Origin of the sequence: Bacillus sp. ISL-34 (assembly GCF_018613325.1) — a bacterium.
GTDB lineage: Bacteria > Bacillota > Bacilli > Bacillales > DSM-1321 > Peribacillus.
Map to the genome: position 1 here is coordinate 93,241 of NZ_JAGGQJ010000025.1, position 19,841 is coordinate 113,081.

At 39.7% G+C, this 19,841-nt stretch carries 19 protein-coding genes and 1 pseudogene; 1 reads left to right on the top strand and 19 read right to left on the bottom strand.

From position 1 onward, the window contains the following. Nucleotides 1-8: 8 nt before the first annotated feature. The 19 genes and pseudogenes from J7E52_RS17790 to J7E52_RS17880 all read right to left on the bottom strand — a co-directional run bounded on the left by J7E52_RS17790 (nucleotide 9) and on the right by J7E52_RS17880 (nucleotide 18,041). A complete protein-coding gene (locus J7E52_RS17790) occupies nucleotides 9-1,355 on the bottom strand; it encodes an MFS transporter (RefSeq protein WP_214749357.1) in 1,347 nt (448 codons plus the stop codon). Nucleotides 1,356-1,520: 165 nt separating this feature from the next. Next, the gene (locus tag J7E52_RS17795; RefSeq protein ID WP_214749360.1) at nucleotides 1,521-2,888 is read right to left on the bottom strand and encodes an MFS transporter; all 1,368 of its coding nucleotides are present in this window, start codon (nucleotides 2,886-2,888) and stop codon (nucleotides 1,521-1,523) included. 233 nt (nucleotides 2,889-3,121) lie between these two features. Further along, entirely contained in the window at nucleotides 3,122-3,934 is an 813-nt protein-coding gene (locus J7E52_RS17800) for a dioxygenase family protein (protein WP_214749363.1), read from the bottom strand. 27 nt (nucleotides 3,935-3,961) lie between these two features. Then, nucleotides 3,962-5,155 (bottom strand): thiolase family protein, encoded by a 1,194-nt coding sequence (locus tag J7E52_RS17805; protein ID WP_214749366.1) that lies wholly within the window; start codon nucleotides 5,153-5,155, stop codon nucleotides 3,962-3,964. 4 nt (nucleotides 5,156-5,159) lie between these two features. Beyond that, a complete protein-coding gene (locus tag J7E52_RS17810; protein ID WP_214749369.1) occupies nucleotides 5,160-5,498 on the bottom strand; it encodes a DUF3870 domain-containing protein in 339 nt (112 codons plus the stop codon). Nucleotides 5,499-5,573: 75 nt separating this feature from the next. Beyond that, entirely contained in the window at nucleotides 5,574-6,689 is a 1,116-nt protein-coding gene (locus J7E52_RS17815) for a muconate cycloisomerase family protein (protein ID WP_214749372.1), read from the bottom strand. 20 nt (nucleotides 6,690-6,709) lie between these two features. Further along, nucleotides 6,710-7,342: a 3-oxoacid CoA-transferase subunit B gene (locus J7E52_RS17820; protein WP_214749375.1), complete on the bottom strand. Its 633-nt coding sequence runs from the start codon at nucleotides 7,340-7,342 to the stop codon at nucleotides 6,710-6,712. Then, complete coding sequence (locus J7E52_RS17825) at nucleotides 7,335-8,024, bottom strand: CoA transferase subunit A (protein ID WP_214749378.1); 690 nt, start codon at nucleotides 8,022-8,024, stop codon at nucleotides 7,335-7,337. Before J7E52_RS17825 ends, J7E52_RS17820 begins: the two co-directional genes overlap by 8 nt. A 22-nt stretch (nucleotides 8,025-8,046) precedes the next feature. Then, a complete protein-coding gene (locus J7E52_RS17830; protein WP_214749381.1) occupies nucleotides 8,047-8,766 on the bottom strand; it encodes a carboxymuconolactone decarboxylase family protein in 720 nt (239 codons plus the stop codon). Nucleotides 8,767-8,780: 14 nt separating this feature from the next. Next, nucleotides 8,781-9,467 carry a cyclase family protein gene (locus tag J7E52_RS17835; RefSeq protein WP_214749384.1) on the bottom strand — a complete coding sequence of 229 codons (687 nt, stop codon included), beginning with the start codon at nucleotides 9,465-9,467 and terminating at the stop codon, nucleotides 8,781-8,783. Nucleotides 9,468-9,707: 240 nt separating this feature from the next. Next, a complete protein-coding gene (locus J7E52_RS17840) occupies nucleotides 9,708-10,541 on the bottom strand; it encodes an alpha/beta fold hydrolase (RefSeq protein WP_214749387.1) in 834 nt (277 codons plus the stop codon). Nucleotides 10,542-10,819: 278 nt separating this feature from the next. Next, nucleotides 10,820-11,281 carry a pyridoxamine 5'-phosphate oxidase family protein gene (locus tag J7E52_RS17845; protein ID WP_286197856.1) on the bottom strand — a complete coding sequence of 154 codons (462 nt, stop codon included), beginning with the start codon at nucleotides 11,279-11,281 and terminating at the stop codon, nucleotides 10,820-10,822. A gap of 58 nt (nucleotides 11,282-11,339) precedes the next feature. Further along, nucleotides 11,340-11,915, bottom strand: coding sequence for a UbiX family flavin prenyltransferase (locus J7E52_RS17850; protein ID WP_214749390.1), 576 nt, complete (start codon nucleotides 11,913-11,915; stop codon nucleotides 11,340-11,342). A gap of 55 nt (nucleotides 11,916-11,970) precedes the next feature. Further along, nucleotides 11,971-13,458: a UbiD family decarboxylase gene (locus J7E52_RS17855; protein ID WP_214749394.1), complete on the bottom strand. Its 1,488-nt coding sequence runs from the start codon at nucleotides 13,456-13,458 to the stop codon at nucleotides 11,971-11,973. Between the two features lie 129 nt (nucleotides 13,459-13,587). After that, nucleotides 13,588-14,415, bottom strand: a complete 828-nt coding sequence (locus J7E52_RS17860) for a MerR family transcriptional regulator (RefSeq protein WP_214749397.1) — start codon at nucleotides 14,413-14,415, stop codon at nucleotides 13,588-13,590. Nucleotides 14,416-14,980: 565 nt separating this feature from the next. Further along, nucleotides 14,981-15,466, bottom strand: coding sequence for a peptidoglycan-binding domain-containing protein (locus J7E52_RS17865; RefSeq protein ID WP_214749400.1), 486 nt, complete (start codon nucleotides 15,464-15,466; stop codon nucleotides 14,981-14,983). A gap of 214 nt (nucleotides 15,467-15,680) precedes the next feature. Next, nucleotides 15,681-15,932: a hypothetical protein gene (locus tag J7E52_RS27050; protein WP_286197857.1), complete on the bottom strand. Its 252-nt coding sequence runs from the start codon at nucleotides 15,930-15,932 to the stop codon at nucleotides 15,681-15,683. Nucleotides 15,933-16,046: 114 nt separating this feature from the next. Beyond that, nucleotides 16,047-16,272 (bottom strand): annotated as a pseudogene (locus J7E52_RS17875) (tripartite tricarboxylate transporter permease); the annotation flags it as partial. Nucleotides 16,273-16,430: 158 nt separating this feature from the next. After that, complete coding sequence (locus tag J7E52_RS17880; protein ID WP_214749403.1) at nucleotides 16,431-18,041, bottom strand: FMN-binding glutamate synthase family protein; 1,611 nt, start codon at nucleotides 18,039-18,041, stop codon at nucleotides 16,431-16,433. 158 nt (nucleotides 18,042-18,199) lie between these two features. Here J7E52_RS17880 and J7E52_RS17885 point away from each other — a divergent pair, with 158 nt between their 5' ends. Further along, entirely contained in the window at nucleotides 18,200-19,834 is a 1,635-nt protein-coding gene (locus J7E52_RS17885) for an acetolactate synthase large subunit (protein WP_214749406.1), read from the top strand. Nucleotides 19,835-19,841 lie beyond the last annotated feature (7 nt).

Here is a 19,841-nt window from a genome sequence, read left to right on the forward strand (position 1 = left end):
TTCTCCTTTTATTTTTTCATTGTGATTTCTATACGCTGTACTTTTCCGAGAAGAAAGATATAAGCAAAAGCGCCAATTAGGGCCACTACGGAGATAAAGGTTAACGCTGCTGCATAAGAATGTGTCGCACTAATGATTAAACCGACGATTAACGGAGATAATGCCCCGCCTATGTTAGCTACAAAATATAGTGAGGAACCCGTTAGGCCTACCATTCCTTTCGGGGCAATATCAGCTAAAAGGGCACCGGTAACTGTTGATGCCATCCCCTGTCCGAAGAATGCTATCGCCATAAAGGTGATGACTATGTTTGGTGAATCCGTGTAATTCCCCCCGAGAATCAAACAAGACAGTAACAATCCGACAATGATGGGAAGTTTACGTGCCAATCCTGTTGATACCCCGCGTGTCAGCATCCAATCGGAACTTCTTCCGCCAATGAGAGTTCCTAATATGGCTACGATGTATGGAATACTCGCATAAATTCCGGTTTTTAACATCGTCATTCCCTTTTCATCTATCAAATAGGATGGAAACCAAGTCATAAAGAAAAACAAAGTAGTTTGAATGGAAAATTGCCCGATGAACATTCCCCAAATTTGACGGTGTTTAAGCAATTGGCCTATTCGGTTCCAGGAGAAAGGATGCTTCTCTTCAGTTCCGATCATCCCTCCGCCTTCTTTGATATAATTTAGCTCTTCCTGGGAAATCCGCTTATGTTCCTTGGGGTTCCGATAGAATCCATACCAAACAAATCCAATAAGAATCCCTATAATTCCGGCGATATAAAAAAGGTAATTCCATCCAAAGGTAATGATGATCCAAGTAAAAACTGGAGTCAGGAAGGCTAACCCAATATATTGGGTACCTGTATAAATCCCTACAGCAGTAGCACGTTCTTTTTTAGGAAACCACTCGGATACACACCAGGCATTAGTAGGTATGGAGGGAGATTCAAAGGCACCCAGCCCTATGCGATATGTAATCAGTGACGATATATTTTTCGCGGTTCCTACCAAGAATGTAAATACAGACCATAAAATGAGCGAAACCGTGTATACCTTTCTAGGACCGAATCTATCAAGAAAGTAGCCGCTGAATAGCATGGAGAAGGTATAGCTCCAGCCAAATACGGAAAATATGATTCCCATCATAGCCGGATCAATATGTAAATCGGCTTGAATATTCGGAGCCGCAAGCGAAATGATGGCACGGTCGATGTAATTAATACACGTGACTAAAGCAATTAGAAATAAGATAAACCATCGAACAGTTTTCTGTTTTCCTTTTTTTGATCTGTCAGTTACCAGTTCCGATGTGCGATCTTCTATTATTGCCTTTAATTCTGAGCTCAATATTTTTCCCCCTAACCTAATGCCCAATATTAGTACATCGTTCTACTAAATTTATTGAAAATTTTATAAATGCCACTATGTTTCCTTGAACATTGTAATAGCAGATCCCCTTGTTGCAAAGTTAAACAACTAAGGGGAATATATTCTGAATTGTGAATCATTTCTTTATATAGTTACAGTCTTCTCTGATTCTACCTCTTCATTGTCCTCCTTGACTACCCTGTCAAAAGATCCATGTTTTTCTTGGACCAGAATATAACCGACCGCTGCGATGATACTTGGCAGGACAAATGTAGCAAAGGCCACCTTTGGATTCATGCCTGTTGACAGAAGAAAGGCAATTAAAGTAGGAGCGAGAATTGAGCCAATCCTGCCTATAGCTTGCGAATAGCCCATACCCGTCGTACGGATTTCTCGGGGGTAATATTCCGTGATATACGGATTGGCTAAGTTCATGGCACCTACAGTACAGGCACCCCCCACAAAAATCAGTAAATATACTCCGATGGTATTAGTCGTAGCGCTCAATGCGACAAAGGTAACGGCCCCTAATAAGAATAGTGTAACAAGAATTTTACGATGTCCCATTTTTCCAGCATAATAACCGCCTACTAAGGAACCTCCAATTTGACCAAGGCATAAGACCAGGTTAAATGAAAGGCTTGATGTGATACTGAATCCCGAATCCTGCATCATTTTTGGAAGCCATGTATTTAATCCATAAGCCATCATCAATGTACAGAACACAGCCACCCATATGGAAATCGTACTGAATGCCCGTTTGTTCGTGAATAGTTTTTTTACTGGAGATCCTTTCCCCCTCTGTACAGCTTCACTAAGCCTGAAATCGTCAGTTTCTTTAAAATCCCCTTCTGGTTTGACTTTATTGAGGATTTCAACAACCTTACCAATTTCCTTCTTTGCTAAATAGTAGGAAAGGGATTCAGGAAACTGCTTCATGAAAATCGGAAGTGTAAGTAATGGCAAAATTCCAATAAAGTATAATACACGCCAATCCGTATAAGGAATGATATACATTCCCACTAATGATGCCATGATTCCACCGATTGAATAGCCACAATACATCGCAGCTACAATAATGGCCCGATTTTGTTTTGGGGAATATTCAGTCATTAGTGAAATAACATTCGGCATCAAGGCTCCCATGCCAATTGCCGCAATGAAACGCATGACGGTGAACCATGTGAGGTTTGGTGCAATCCCTGCCCCCAAGGTAAATACGCTGAACAAAATCATGCAAATGACGAGAACATTCTTCCTGCCATATTTATCTGCGATCGGAGCTAAAATCAGGGCTCCAATCATCATGCCGAATAAGGAATAACTGCCCACTGCCCCTGCCTGAATGGAAGTTAAATCCCACTCTTCCATCATCCAAGGCAAACCCACACCATACATCGCTATTTCATACCCGTCGAAAGCGATGGCATAAAAGCACCAAAGAAAAACAAGTAAATGAAAGCGGTTAAATTTACTGACAGCAATGATATCCGAAGCAACTACACTACGCATTTTCCGCCTCCCATCATTTATAAAAATATCCGTTTCGAATGTATTTTCCGAGTTCCAAAATAGGAACTCGGAAAATACTCGGAAAAATCAGATAATATATATTGAAATTGGCCATTAACAAACCATCTTCAGCATTTTTATTACCCACTTAGACACTCTCGTTTAAAAGGTATATATACTAAGGTAACTAACTCCTTTTTCGAGATTCTTTGCATGCATATTCTTATAGATGATTAGTTTTTCAAGATTGCCTTATTAAAAACAGGTTTATCTTGTAATCTAAGTTCAAAATCTAAATGAGCCGTATAATAATCATTTTTCAATCCTTTTTCTGCACCAGAATGTTTTTCTAACTTCGTAATCAAGCTTCCGCGAACACCTTGTGCAACATCATTTTCTAAATATTCATCGCCTTCAAAATATATTTGTGTTACTAATCTATCGCCATTTTCCGGTTGGAATAAGAGATGCAAATGTGCTGGACGAAATGAATGATGATCAATCCACTTTAAGAATTGACCAGAAGGTCCATCTGTTGGAATTGAATAATTACCCGGAACAACCGTTTTAATTTCAAAATTACCATTCGCATCCGTATAAAAAACACCACGTAAATTATCATCTGGAATACCTTCAGCGAAGTATGAGTATTCACCATTTGTATCAGCCTGCCACATATCGATTTTGGTATTTGACAACGGGTTTCCATTAACATCTTTAACAGATCCTGAAAAGTAAAGGGCGTCACCTGGTTCGTTTTCACGTTGTGGCAACACTCCGGGATTTTGAACGATCGGCGTGTTTTCAATGTAATAAGGTCCTAGAATAGTAGGTTCAGTTCCTTTTACACTTTTATACATTTCTTGAAGTGCATGAGTTTCAAAGAAAACATCCATAAATAACGGAATTTCCCCTGCCCTGCCTAATTGATCCATCCAATCAACAAGAGCTTGATAGTCATTATGATCAATTTCGTATTCACTAACTAATTCCTTGAATTTAACTACCAATCCATTATAAACATCGATTACTTTTTGATTCTTCATAATACTTCCTCCAATTTTTTTAAGTTTTTATATCTGTTTATTTTCAATGATGGTACTGATTCCTAATCCACCTGCTATACATAGTGTGATCAGCCCATATCTTTTTCCGGTTCTTTCTAACTCATGTATCAATTTGGTTGCTAAAATTGCACCTGTGGCACCAATTGGATGTCCCATGGCAATGGCACCGCCATTAGGATTCACCTTATTCATATCAAGCTTCAATTCTTTTATTACTGCCAAAGCTTGTGCAGAAAAAGCTTCGTTCAGTTCTATCAAATCAATATCATTCATTTTCAGCCCTGACATTTGAAGCGCTTTCAAGCTAGAGTTGACAGGCCCGAGCCCCATGTAATTCGGAGATACGCCTGCTGCCGCTTGAGCAATCATTCTTGCTTTCGGCTTTTTACCACGCCTTTTTGCCGCTTCTTCCGACATAAGTATCAGAGCGGATGCACCATCATTTCTTCCACTACTATTTCCAGCGGTTACCGTTCCATTTTTCTTGAAAACCGGTTTTAAACTAGCCAACTTTTCCAGACTGGTTTCTCTTGGGTGCTCATCCACATTAAATTCCATTAACCCTTTTTTCGTTTTAATTTGATAGGGAACGATTTCTTTCGAAAATATTTCAGTAGAAATTGCCCGTTTTGCATTTTCTTGGCTCCTTAAAGCAAATTCATCTTGTTCAGTCCTTGAAATGGAATATTTTTCAGCAAGATTTTCTGCTGTCATTCCCATCGTTAACATACCGTAATCTTCAATGGGCTGTGAACCTGGCTGGCTTTCCGTATTCGGGTCCAATAACTGTCCATTGCCTGATTTCAACCCAAAACGGATATTTCTCATATAGTATGGAGCCGTGCTCATTGATTCCGCTCCGCCTGCAATGATTACCTCTCCAAATCCGCATTGTATTTGTTGACTGGCAGAATTGATTGCCTGGATGCCGGATCCGCATTGTCTGTGTACGGTATAACCTGGAACTTCCACAGGAAATCCTGCCCGGAGCGATGCAACTCTTGCCAAATTTGATGCGTCTGAGCTTTGTTTGGCTTGTCCCATAATCACTTCATCAATACTCTCTTTAGGAATATCCGCTCTCTTGACAACTTCATCTAGGACAGCGCCAGCCAGGAAGTCGGCAGGAACATTTTCCAATGCTCCCCCCAATTTCCCTATAGCGGTGCGAACCGAGTCTATAATAACTACATTGCTCAATTTTCTACCCCCTTCTATTTTTATTTCTTTCTTCTAAACTATCCTTATACCTTTGGTGTGCTATTTTCAAGGCAACAATCACCGACTGCTGCGATGGAGCTAAAAAGTCCGTTTTAATATTCTCTATTAAGGGATCAATATCTTTACTAAAATCAAAACCAACTATCATTCGCTTAAAAAAATCTTGGGCCAAAGTCGTTAAAAACGTAAATTCTGCATTAATGATAATGTGACTTTCCTTGTGGATTTCCAGTACCATCCCAGCGTATTTATAATTTTCATACATGCTCGTATTTTGCGGTGCCTTCGCATAGGCCGTGATTAATAATGTTGGCTGTCCCATATAAAACTACATCCTCTCAAGATTACTTGCATAAACCAGTGGGTGTTCCATAATCCCCTTTCCAGTTTATATTAATTAAAGGCCTCTTGAAAAATGTTTTACTTTTTCCTTATCTATCTCCATGCCAAATCCTGGACCATCCGGGATGATTATTTCATAATTCTCATATTTAATTTGGTTTAGCGTAATATTTTCTTTGAAAAGTAACGGTCCAAATAATTCTGTACCGAATTCAAATTTTGGAATGGTTGAATAAAGTTGTGCACAAATGGCCGTTCCTAATGATGATTCAATCATCGTTCCCCCATACAAACCAAAACCTACTCCTTCAGCAATTGCAGCCACCTTTTTCGTTTGGGTCATTCCACCATGTTTACATATTTTCAAGGCGAAGGAATTACCTGCTCTATGTTTAGCTATTTGGAATGAATCCTGAACAGTATTCAATGATTCATCGGCCATGATCGGGACCTTAAACCGATCGGTCAATCTTGACATCCCTTCATTATCCCAAGCAGGCAGCGGCTGTTCGACCATGGAAACCCCACCTTCCTGTAAGGCTTCAATGCAATACGTAGCTGTTGTTTCATCCCAAGCTTGATTAACATCAACAGTAAAGCGTGCTTGATCTCCTACGGCTTCTATAATTTTCAATACATGCTCCACATTCTTATATGGATTACCTTTGCCAATTTTCAATTTAAAGATATTATGACGTTTTTGGTGTAAGGATTCTTTCGCTTCTTCGATATCTTTATTCGTATCCCCACTTGCCAAAGTCCATGCCACCGGCAATGATTTATGAATTTTCCCTCCGAATAGTTCATAGGTAGGGATGTTTCTCCTTCTAGCTACTAAATCCACCATGGCCGACTCAACGACAGCCTTCGCAAAATTATTTCCTCTAACATTTAGTGAAACTTCATGCATGATTTTGTCATAATGGACTGGGTTTTTACCAACTATAAGCGGGGTGATATATTTATCAATATTCACCTTTATTGCCTCAGGCGTCCCCTCACCATATGAAGCCCCCCCTATTGTCGCCACTTCTGCCCAACCTTCCGCTCCCTCTTCATCCATGACACGGGCAAGAATGATCGTTTGTTCCACAATCGTATGCATGGCAAGCTGATGAGGACGAATTGTGGGTAAATCAATAATGTATACATCAATTGAACGTATTTTCATTTAATCCACCTTTTTAACATTTAATAGATAAAATCCGCTTCCGTTTTTGCTCTTACTTCTTCAATTGTTACACCCGGCATTAATTCAATCAGATTCAACTGTTTGTCAATAACTTCAAAGACAGCCAATTCGGTGATGATCATGTCAACGCTTCGAGTGGAAGTAATCGGGTAGGTGCATTTCTTTAAAACCTTACTTTTACCTTCCTTACTTGTATGATTCATTGTCACGATCACTTTTTTGGCGCCAACCAACAGGTCCATCGCTCCTCCAACACCCATGATATTCTTGCCAGGTACCGCCCAATTTGCAATTTCCCCGGTTTGACCTACCTGCAAAACACCTAAGATAGCAACATCAATATGTCCTCCACGGATCATTGCAAACGATTCTGCACTATTAAAGAATGATGCACCAATCGTTTCCCCTACCGGTAACTTGCCTGCATTAACTAAATTGGGATCGATTTCATCTTCATCAACTTCTGCAACCCCTAGTAATCCATTTTCCGTATGGAAAAAAACATTTTCATCATCAATGTATTTTGCAACCAAGGTTGGAATCCCGATTCCAAGGTTCACTGTACAAGGACACGTCAATTCTTTTGCCGCGCGTCTTGCAATCATATTTTGCATTAATTCTTTGTCACTCATGATCTTTGACACCTTCCTTCGTCAGGATTTTCTTTGCCTTGATAATTCCATCGACGAATAGATGCGGTGTTACAATCTCCTCTGGCGGGAGTTCTCCAGGTTCAACTATCTCATCCACTTCCGCAATTACGATATCTGCAGCTGTTGCCATAACCGGATTAAAGTTTCGGGCCGTTTTATAATAAACAAGATTACCAAGTGTATCTGCCTTCCATGCCCTGATCAAAGCCACATTTGCTCTTATGGCAGGTTCAAAAATATATGATGCTCCATTTATTTCCCTTTCTTCTTTTCCTTTAGCTAAATCGGTCCCTACACTTGTCTTCGTATAGTAACCGCCTATGCCAGCACCGCCAGCACGGATGGATTCCGCTAATGTCCCCTGTGGTAATAGTTCTAATTCAATTTCACCACGTTGGTAAAACTCCCCTATTTCACGATTGCTTGTAAAATAAGAACCAATCGCCTTTTTTATTTTCTTCTGGCTTAGGAGAACTCCCAGACCTTTCCCTTTCTCGCCTAGATTGTTACTGATTACTGTCAAGCCTGCTACATCCTTTTTGGTCAAACCATCTATTAATGTAAGAGGGGCACCGATCAAGCCAAATCCACCTACCATTAATGTATGATCGTTCTTCACACAAGATAAAGCTGCTTCTATATCTTGATGTACTTTCGTCATGTTTTTTCCCACCAATCTCACGTTACTTATTTTCAATTAATGAATCACTTGCCTCAAACCAAGCAGGTATTCCAGCAGTCAATAAGCAAATCAGTCCCACTTCAGCTAATTGTTCTTCCGAAGCGCCATTTAACCTTGCCGCCTCCATCCATTCCCCAACCTGTTTCCCTTTTAATTCTGTAATGAATATTCCTGTCATCAGGAGATGTTTTAGCCTTTTTGACACCACTGAATCACTTAATATATAATCTTTGATGGAGTTTTGGTCTTCCGATTTAACCAATTTCAAAACATTCGAGACGAAACCCGACTCCTCATCCCCTAATAGTTCAATCATATAAAGCAGGATTTCTTCAGCTGTTCCTTGAGGGCAACTTGCTTCGGGATATCGAATGCCTTTAAGTGTAAGAGCATACTCCAAAGACTTTATTCCAGTTTTTAATCCTTCAGTTCCGTTATATAAGTAAGAGACAATTAGGTATTCCACCAGTTCGGGTATTGTTGCTCCACCATCCATTGCCCCTTTTGTATGGTAAACCATACTCCGTTCATATAACCTCGCAGCATTCATGCCTACTAGTAATATATCTTTCTCCTTCTTCGTCAAGGCTCCTTCTTGCATGATGTTACTGCGTAAGTTTGTATAGTGATCAAGTGCATCAGGGCTATAATCGTGCATTTTTTGCACCCAGCCTGGTACCACATCATAAACTTTTTTGAAATACAATAATCCTTCGCTCATTCGTCTGCACCTCTTTAAATTAATTGAGAGTCAAGTATCGATAGTGCTCTTATAGGTGAGGCTGTTGCATTTTTTAGTTTTAAAGGGATCCCGAAAAAAAGAAAGCGAGAATGCTTAGGCAATTTTTCAAGATTCACTAGATTTTCAACGATATATATATCATGGTTCAGTAATTTTTGATGAATTCCGCTTTCTGAATACTGGTTCAAATCGGCCTTGGGCAAATCCAACCCGACAATATGTATTTGCTTTTCAATAAACCATTGTGCCACACTATCATCTAAGGCCTGCGCTTCAAAAAAGCCTTCTTCGCCCCATGATTTCCCCCATGTCCTGATGAGGACGATATCGTTTTTTTCAACATATACCCCCTGCCTGCGTTCCGCCTCTTCAAGTAAAGCTTTCGTAACAGGTTCATGTGTCGCTTTTAACATGCTTACATCCAATATGATGGCATCCCCAAACATATTCTTCAGATTGATGTTTTCCACCGACTCCCCGTTTTCAGAGTAATGGGAAGGCACATCGACATGCGTCCCACTATGGTCAGAAAAAGAAATCAACTTGGAACGGTATCCTTTAGGATGTGAATCAGATTTTCCCATATGTTCAAGAGGTTCGTCTTTAATGCCTATTGCAGGTAAATCATTATTTGTAACTAGACCATCGTAAAGTTCCAATGTTAAATCAATGATTTTCAACCATAAAACCCCCAAATTCATTAAGCGTTTACATTATCACGACAAAAATGGCTACCCTAAACATTACTATCAATAATTGATAGCAGGTGTTTAAGGTAGCCAGTTGTTCACTAGTTGTTATTAAAAAAGGTTATTTTTTAATAGCTAGTGAATAGGCAATAATTAAGTTTATTATATATTCTTAATATTACACTATTTTCTGTTAATTTCAATATTATTTTTAAAATAACTGCAAAAAAATCAAATTCGTTTTAAAAAAGATTTTATCCCTTCGTTGATTTCCACTCTATTTTCAAACACCATTGTATAGTGATTACATGCAGAAACGATCGTTTCGATATCAGGTGTATATTTCTTCGTATCAGCATAGGCTTCTTCATAAAATAATGGAGGAAATTCCCCTATTTTCCCACTGGCATACACCAATAAGGTTTTACAGGAAATTTGTCTACAAACTTCTTTAGGGACAAAAGAATAAAAACTATCAAAATCTCTAAGAACGCTATCTTCTGATGATTTATTCTCCCAGTGACCATCCACTTCATGAACCTCATACTCCACCACACTTTGCAGATGATCCGTCCATTTGATACCCAAACGGCTATAAATTCCCTTTATTTCTGCAATATAACTTTCTTGAGATTCATATTCTTTACTTAATCGGCCTAGTGATGGCTGTACGATGTCCCTTTGTTGTTGAGAGGAAGCGGCAGCACCATCCAATAATATCAGGGCTTGTACCGAGGTTAATTTGCTGGCTACAACGCTTGAGATGAAGGCCCCCATTGAATACCCGATCAAAATCGGATTTTTAATCTTTAACTCTTGAATTAACTCAATTACATCTTCTGCATGCTTGAAAAGAGTAGACTGCACATCTGCCCTCGAACTATTTCCCCTCCCTCTTAAGTCAATCGAGATGACTCTGTACTCGCCTTTTAACATTTCTGCATAATAATGCATTTGCTTATGATTACCAGTTAAACCATGTATGGCGATGATTGGCCCTTTCGTTCCGGGATAATCAGCAATTTGGATTCTGTGATTCCCCAATTCCTTAACATACATTTCCATAGTGACACTCCTCCATATCCATGATTAATAACATAAACCAGCCTACATATTTAATAAAAAAAGCTATCTTAACTTCACCATCAAGATAACTTGATCGAGAAATTAAGATAGCCAGTCAGTTCATTAATTTTCATTAAAAAAGGGCTTTTTTTAATGATTAATGAATAGGCAAGATATAAATACATGTAATGATTCCATTTTACATGAAGTTCTAATTTTCTCAATTATAATTTGATGATTTTGATTTATCAGTGATTTAAAGCTGGTACCTGGGAATTTTATCGAAGGAGATCCTCTATGGTCTCACTCCATCGTTCAACAACTTCTTTAGGATTTTTCAAGTCGATTTTAATTCCAGAGGTTATTTCAGCATACTTAGCCATATCCTCCCGTGCCTCTACTATTTGGGCGTAGAATCTTTCTCTTTGGTGCTGGGCATTTGGCAGCTCTTTTAATCTCTCTAATGAAAGTCGAATATATTGTGCTTTACCTTTCCAAAACAAAACCAGTGTAGCTTTTTGGGTACGAATGACATTGGCTGTAGTCGAAGTATCCGGCCATAGGCCAATCCTTAATTCCTTCCGGCTTACCGCTACGATCTCACCCACGCTAATCATTGCAGTATGCGGCCATCCTTCTTCACTTACCGTCAACAGCATCATGGCTTCATGCTGCTTGTCGACAGGTTCTTTACCATTTAACAAGTCGAATACCTCTTCTGGCATTTCCATCCCATTCATTTTTTCACCTTTTTCTTTAATTCCTTAAGTAATTAACACTAAATCCCCTGCTATTCTGTTATATTTTGGCGCGATATTTCATTCCGTCCCAACGTTTTGCACCGTGAATATCGATTTCAAACTGATCTAACGCCCTATAAGCAAGATGATCAATGATATCGTTAACATTATCAGGATGATTATAGAAGGCTGGCATCGGGGGGAATATAATGGTCCCCATTTTGGAAAGCTCCGTCATATTCTCCAAATGAATCGTATTTAGAGGGGTTTCTCTTGTCATTAGTAATAATTTTTTTCTTTCTTTCAACATGACGTCAGCAGATCGCGTTAATAGATTATCCGCTAATCCCATGCGAATGGAAGCTAGTGTTTTCATACTGCAAGGTGCCACGATCATGCCATCAACTCGGTATGATCCACTTGATATTCTTGCTGCTTGATCTTTGTAAGAATAGGAATGATCAGCTAATCCCTCCACATCTTTAACAGAATATGAAGTTTCATGTTGAATTGTGGCATGTGCCCAAGGGGACATGATTAAATGGGTCTCCACTTCACTGCTTTTAAGCATCTGAAGGATCCTAATTCCGAAAATGGCTCCAGTCGCTCCTGTTATCCCAACAATGATTTTCATTAATTCCCCTCCTTATTCATTAGTCATTGAATCGAAACTTTTTAATATAGAGAATTTATGCATTGGGGAATCCTGGAACAAATCGACTTGGATCCACCTCTTTAAATTCAGACCTTTTAAATTCATCTTTTAAATGAAAAGGTACTGTACAGTCAAAAATGGTTTTACAGGAAATCCCCTTTTCCTGAATGGTAGGGCTGTATGCGGGATCTTGTGAAGGATCTAACGGATGACAGCGCACTCCAGGAATGAAAACCGTATCAACATCACCTTGGTAACGAGTATTTAACGCCCATAAAACATCGTTACTATCGAAGGGATCCACATCTTCATCCACAATGAATACATGCTTAAGTTCAGAAAAGGCAGAGAACGCCAATAGTGCAGCTTGTCTTTGGCGCCCTTCATCACTTGGCTGACTTTTCTTGAATTGAAGAACAGCCATGTATTTACCTCCTCCTGAAGTATGGGCATAAACATTCAATAATTTTCCTGGCATGGACTTTTCCACCATTTGCAGAATGCTTGCTTCAGTTGGAATGCCAGCCATATTCACATGCTCCTCACTTGGACCAATAACTGTTTGCATGATTGGATTGACACGGTGCGTTACGGCTTTCACCTTGATTAGAGGCAGGTCCGCAACAGCTGAACCTGTATAACCAGGGAATTCCGGCATTGCTTTTCCAGTATTGGTGTTTTGATCTTCCCGAACACGCACACCGGGAACCAATTCCCCTTCTATTACATATTCAGCATTCGCGATAGCTTTTTCATCAATGGTCAAGCATTTGACCAATTCTACCGCTTCTTTCCTGATTGCCCCTGCAATACTCAGCTCATTAAAGCCAAGGGGAGTCGTAGGTGCTTCAAAACAAGCAGCGACTTCAATAGCAGGGTCAACACCGATACTAATGGAAATTGGTAACGGTTTTCCTGCTTTTTCAGCCTTTTCACGAAAAACTTCTAAATGGCGGCCAGGAACAAAATACATGGACATCTCATCTTTACTTTGTAAACATAAACGGTGTATCGTTATATCAGATTCACCGGTTTCTGAATCGGAGGCATAGCACATGCCTATGGTGATATACGGTCCTGCATCTTCCTCTGTATTCGTAGGCGCAGGTATTAATTTTCTGATATCGAAATCCGGATCTTCTGCGTAGTGAACCACTTCTTGAGCTTTCGCTTTATCATTTGAAATGGTGATTGGATCAATTGGATTCTTTACAGCTTCATTTAAAAGGAACCCGAGTCGCTCCGGTCTTGTATCCAGCATGTGGCCGACTCTTTCCCGGCTGGATAAGAGTCCGATCACCACGCTTGAATCTTCATGTCCCAATACATGATTGAAAACCATGGCAGGTCCGATTTTTGTTGGACGCATTACTGTCCCGCCAGCACCGACATGTCGATACACCCCAGATAATTCAGCATGAGGATTGACTGGTTCATCCGTTTCAATCAATTGTCCTGGAATCGACTTCAGTAGTTCCAGCGCAGAACGTAAATCTGTCACTTTATTCTTTTTTTCAGACATAAAAAATCCCCCTATCACTTTATGATCAGTATCCTATGTATAGTCACATTCAAATACCATATATGTTATCGGTTACAAATGATATTCTAAAGTGTATTTCTACTATACAGTCAATGGATATTTGAAAATTCAAGTAATTTTCTCTACAGGGATTTGCAGCTGACAAAAATCAACACTATTATCATTCTCGTAAAAGGTTGTATCCAATAAGCAAGCGTCCACGACGTTCCCTACAATTCTATACTGATTTTCACCGATCCAATGGACCAAGTCATTTAAAAACTCAAAGTTATATGGCATTCCATATTTATATACGCATGCATATTGCCCAGCAGGCAACGTCATCATGTTATCCATATCAGGATCTATAAAAGGTAATGAAGTATATATTCCCGCACCCTCGAAAACATCATCCGTTCCAAGCTTATCCTTTAGAATAACCGTGCCAAATCCCTCGGAAGGAAGCATCTCATGTTTACTTAATACATTCCACGCCTTCATCAGCGTTAAATGTAATTCTTCCCGGCACAATTCATTTTCAAATGGTATAAATAAGACATGCCTTTCAGGAAATTCTTCTATAATAGGTTTATCCAATTCACTTTTAATATTTTTGGCTTCTGAATATTTCATTAATCTCTGTTGAATAAATGTACGTGTATTCATCAAGGCATTTATTTCTTTTTCTATGAATTCTTGATGAAATTCCAATAGTGACATGGCAGAGGTTAAATTCCGATTTCCAATATGGTGCTTAATATCATTCAGTTTGATGCCAATCGACTTCAAAAAGCAAATTTCCCTTAGAAATGGAATCTGAACTGCACTATAATACCGATAACCATGTTCATCTATATGTACAGGTTTAAATAATTCGATCTTATCGTAATAAATGAGTGTTTGCCTTGAGATACTGTGAATGGTAGCCATTTCACTAATTGATAAGTAATTTCCCACATGTGTTCCTCCTCCGCAAAGCCTTTTTGCTGTGTTCTTCCTAAGTCTTACATTTACTTTTACAACCATAATTTAATTTAATGATTTTTTGATTTCCCTCCTTCCAAACGGATGTTACAACGATTGGAGAGGATCAGTTTGAAAGACAACATCTATCCTCCCCTAACTTTATCATTTTTCCATTTAAAATGAATGGAATTTCAAATACCCTGTCTATCGAAAAAACTGGCATATCAACTTCTTCATTTATAAGCAATAAGCGAAAAAGCGAAATACACTTTTAATAAATTTCAAATAAGTTAAAATTACCTTCTTTGAATCAGAAGGATTAATGGATTTTTTCACCATCTTCAGCAGTAACATCATTACCTGCTTTAATGTTTTGGACTTAAACTGATCTCCTGGAAGGAATTTCATTTATGTTAGAAAGGAATGTCCAACACAATATCCAAGAAGGAAACAGGAGTTTACTACATACAATCAACTCGTGAAAACAAAAAATAAAAACGTGCCTATTTGTGGACACGTTTATCATATGAAAGGAATTATTGGTCCTTCCTGTATCTTAATTTGCATACAATCGATATTGGTCGCTTAATGTATCTCCATTACCGTAAATATAGGCTTTAGAGCCGGATGTATAGGAAGAATTGTCGTACTTCCATTTAATTCTGAGTCCCATGTTTCCGCCTGCTCCATATGTTTCATTGCCATTCTTCTTAATATATTGCGAGAAACTATCCCACGTCCGGGGGCCAACCACACCATCCACTTTCAAGTTGTTTTCTTTTTGATATTTCTTTACACCTGCTTCGGTTTTCGGTCCAAAAATTCCATCAACGTCAACCACTGCTGAATCCGTATAAAATCCCATGACATTCAGGATATATTGCATATTCCTGACCTCCACCCCATGAGTGTCCTTCCGCAAAATAGAGTTTTTCTCCCATCTTTCGGGGTGGTGAAAACCTCCAGCAGATGCTGATGCGGTGGAAAAAGATATCCCAAGGGCCATTGCCAATACTACCAAACTAGTAAGTAATTTCTTCATAGCTCCATCTCCCTCTTTTCATCTATCTTACTATTTCCCTCTGATATTAAATATCCCTTCCGACCGATGACCTGTTTTGAACTTGCTATACAAACAGTTTTCCAGAAGGACTAAAAAAATGGGGTAAATCAGTAAATTAACAAAGGGAAGTTAATGTATCAATCCATTTCAAATCGAATAATCAACTTCACCTGAGATATTTGCCATGCTATTTTCACACAATTCTAGCCATTAAACTCTCAACAGAAGGTGGAAGATTTCCCCTAGACGCATGGATACAGAATTCCGTAGATGTTCTAAATCCAAAGCGGTGATAGTATCGATAATCTCCTTCAATAATGATGAAATCCAATCCGCCTAAGGAACCAACGATACGGAAAAACAGGTGCAAAGACGACTTGCTGCTATGAACGCCAAATACCTCCCCTTTTCTTTTATAAGGTGATGCATCATAAGTGGTAGTCATTTAGAGTGGTCTTCTGCATTCTAATCCCACTCCCATAAGAGCACTTACTAGCGCGAATATATGAACATGATCTGTAATCGGAATAAATAGAAACGCGATTCTCACGGTAAGGTCCTTTGCCATTGGATATCCATCCAACACTGCAGATGAAGCTTCGCCCGGCGTGTTTAGGAGGATAGAAGCGGTAGAACCGCCATACATCGCTCCATAATAAACACCAGCAAAATATAATTGAGCTGGCTACAGCTTGTTCAGGAGGCATTCCCCCTGTCAATGAAGATGTTACAGGAATTAGTAGTGCAACGCCGCTAATTGGCCCAATTCCTGGAAGTACCCCCACCAGCCGTCATAAAGCCAACCATCAAATAATGTAGCGGATCCATACAAGGAGATCAAAAACTCGGAAGCAGATAATAAACAGTTAATAGTAGTCATAGGAATAATCAAAATCCCACACCGTTACTGTTTGCTAATCTTTCAGTTAATAAGGAACTTCTGCTAACTAGATTCACTTATACCGATTTGCTGCCGGATTTCCTGAATGATGTTTTCCAGTGATGTCACGACGCCTTTTTCATCTTTATAACTAATATGTTTCGGTTGAAAATGGACGGGTGAATCCAAACCTGCTGCTGCTGAAATTCGAAATAGTCCTTTTCGAAGTGTCACGAGAAAGTTGACGACGCGGTATTTCTTTTCGTCAATTACGAGTGCTCTTTGCAATTCTGGGTCTGTTGTCGCTACCCCAACTGGACAGGCATTGGAATGACATTTCAATGTTTGGATACATCCTATGGTAATCATGAATCCACGTGCAATATTGACAAGATCCGCTCCCATCGCCAAAGCAATCGCAATCCGGTCAGGGGTGAACAGCTTACCTGAAGCTATAATTTTAACCCGGTCGCGTACCCCATATTTTTGCAGGGTCGAGACCACAATTGGTAGGGCTGATTTAATCGGCAAACCGACACTATCAATCAATTCTTGATAAGAAGCTCCTGTACCGCCTTCCCCGCCATCCACTGTGATAAAATCCGGGCCTTTGCCGGTCTCCTTCATATACAGAGCTAGTTCTTCTATGCTTTCATTGCCGCCTACAACCAGCTTCATTCCAACTGGTTTACCTGTATGGTTACGAATTTTTTCAATGTATTCACACAACGTCGGTATATCATTGATCTGTGGAAAACGATTGGGACTATCAATCGATTTGAATGGTTCCACTTTGCGAATTTCGGCAATTTCTGGTGTGACTTTTTCAGCATCTATATGTCCCCCTCGTGTTTTGGCACCTTGAGCAAGCTTAATCTCAAATGCTTTTACTTGAGGAATTTCACTTTTCCGCTTTAACTCGTCCCAATCCATTTCCCCATATTTATCTCGCACTCCGAACATGGCCGGGCCAATCTGCATAATAATATCGACACCGCCTTTTAGATGATAGGAAGATAGACCGCCTTCCCCAGTATTCATCCATGTGCCTTTCGCTAGAGCCAATCCTTCCGATAAAGCTGTGATGGCATTATATCCTAGTGAACCATAGCTCATCGCTGACATCCCGATCAAACCTTTTAATCTAAATGGTTGTTTTGTATTTGGGCCAATGACCACGGCATCATCGTCATGTAATAAGTAAGCAGACGATTCCTCATCCTCCCATTTTTCCTTTCGCTGCGTAAATAACGGATCCTTCAATAAAATAAATCTTTTGGTCATCACCTTAGTTTCTCTATCGAATTTTTCTTCTTCGGCTAATTTAGGGAACATGGCATTCCGAACAAATAGTCCTTCTTCATCAAAATCACGCTTTGAACCAAACCCAACTACATCTCGCATATACTTTGAACTTTTTACAATATGTTCATAGTCCTCCCTTGAAAATGGCTTCCCTTCAGTATCCTCGTTAAATAAATATTGCCGAAATTCCGGGCCGACTTTTTCTAAGAAATAGCGCACCCGGCCTAGTACTGGATAATTCCGTAGGATGGCGTGATGCTTCTGATTTCGGTCAAATATTAATAAATAGATTAGAAAAATGACAAGTGCTATTACAACAAGTGCAACAGTGAAAAATGAGATGATAATTAAACGACTGGCGATATCCATTTTTTACCCCTCCTAGTAAAGACTATAGAGGTTAATTTACTCGTACCTGAATCTCTTTATACAAGGGGCGAATGTTTTTAATACACGCAAGTACATATTTTCTTCCAGGCAAAGCCAACATATAGGGAAAGAAATTGAATGTTCGAGGAGGGAAAAATTTGAAGGCATCTGATTTGTTTATAAGGTGTTTAGAGAATGAAGGGGTTCAGTATATTTTTGGGATACCTGGTGAGGAAAATACGGATCTTGTTGATTCTCTAATAAGCTCTGATATTAAATTTATCTTGGTTCATCATGAACAAGCTGCAGCTTTTATGGCAGACATCTATGGCCGGCTAACTGGAAAGCCTGGCGTTTGTTTGGGCACATTGGGACCGGGTGCAACCAATTTATTGACAGGGATAGGAAGTGCTTATCTGGATTATTCGCCTGTAGTCGCGATAACGGGTCAGGCTGGCCTTGATCGAATTCATAAAGAGTCGCATCAATATGTGGACATTATCGGGGTATTTAAGGAAGTAACGAAATGGAATCAGCAAATTAAGGTGCCGCATACGATTCCGGAAATTATCCGTAAAGCTTTTAAGACTGCAGTCATAGAAAAGCCGGGAGCTGTTCATATCGAACTCCCTGAAGATGTGGCGGCGATGGATACAGAGGGTGAACCTCTTCCGGTTACACCAATGCCCATATCCCGCCCAGCCGAGGAAGAAATCAAAAAAGCCGTCGAATTAATAAATCGCGCTAAAAAGCCCATTATTCTAGCTGGTAATGGCGTAATCCGCGATGGAGCTGCTGATTCCTTACGGAAATTTGCAGAAGCGAAGCAAATTCCCGTTGTGAATTCGTTCATGGCCAAAGGAGTTTTACCTTCTAACCATCCATTGACCCTTTTTACAGTAGGGATGCAAGCAAGGGATTATGTTCTATGCGGGTTTGATTTGGCCGATGTTATTATTACCGTCGGCTATGATTTCGTCGAGTATTTGCCAAAGTATTGGAACGATGAGGCAATGAATCCGATTATTCATATTGATGCTCGACCTGCTGAGATTGATGCTTACTACCCCGTTCAAGCTGAATTGGTCGGGAATGTTACGGAGGCACTTGATGCCTTGTCCACTGGCGTAGTAGAAAAAGAGCTTTGGCCCGAAGTGAAAAGGTTAAGGTCTCAAATCATTGAAAAATTTCATTCTTCGGATGATGTATCAGGGAGCCCTATCATCCCTCAGCGGATTATCGCCGATTTGAAAAGGGCGGAAAAGGGGAATGCCATTGTCATTTCGGATGTGGGTGCCCATAAATTATGGATTGCCAGAATGTATCAGCCGGAAATGCCTAATCACACTATCATTTCTAATGGCTTTGCATCAATGGGGATTGCCATTCCCGGCGCAATTGCAGCCAAACTGGCAAAACCTGATAAACCTGTCATTGCGGTCACAGGGGATGGTGGATTTCTGATGAACGGGGTTGAATTGGCAACTGCAAAACGTCTAGGTCTTGCCTTCGTGATAGTCATTTTCCATGATTCAAAATATGGTCTAATTGAGTGGAAGCAATTGAATAAATTTGATCGTACGAATGCGATTGAATTTACAGACCCGGACTTTTTAGGGTTCGCAAAAAGCTTTGGGGTTAAAGGAGTGAAAGTAACCCACTCCGATGAATTGCTTCATGCATTAGAAGAAGCGATTTCGAGCCAGGAAATTGTCTTGATTGATGTGGATGTCGATTATTCGGAAAATGTAAAGCTTTCGAAAACACTAGGTGATTATATTTGTAAATTATAAAGGCGTA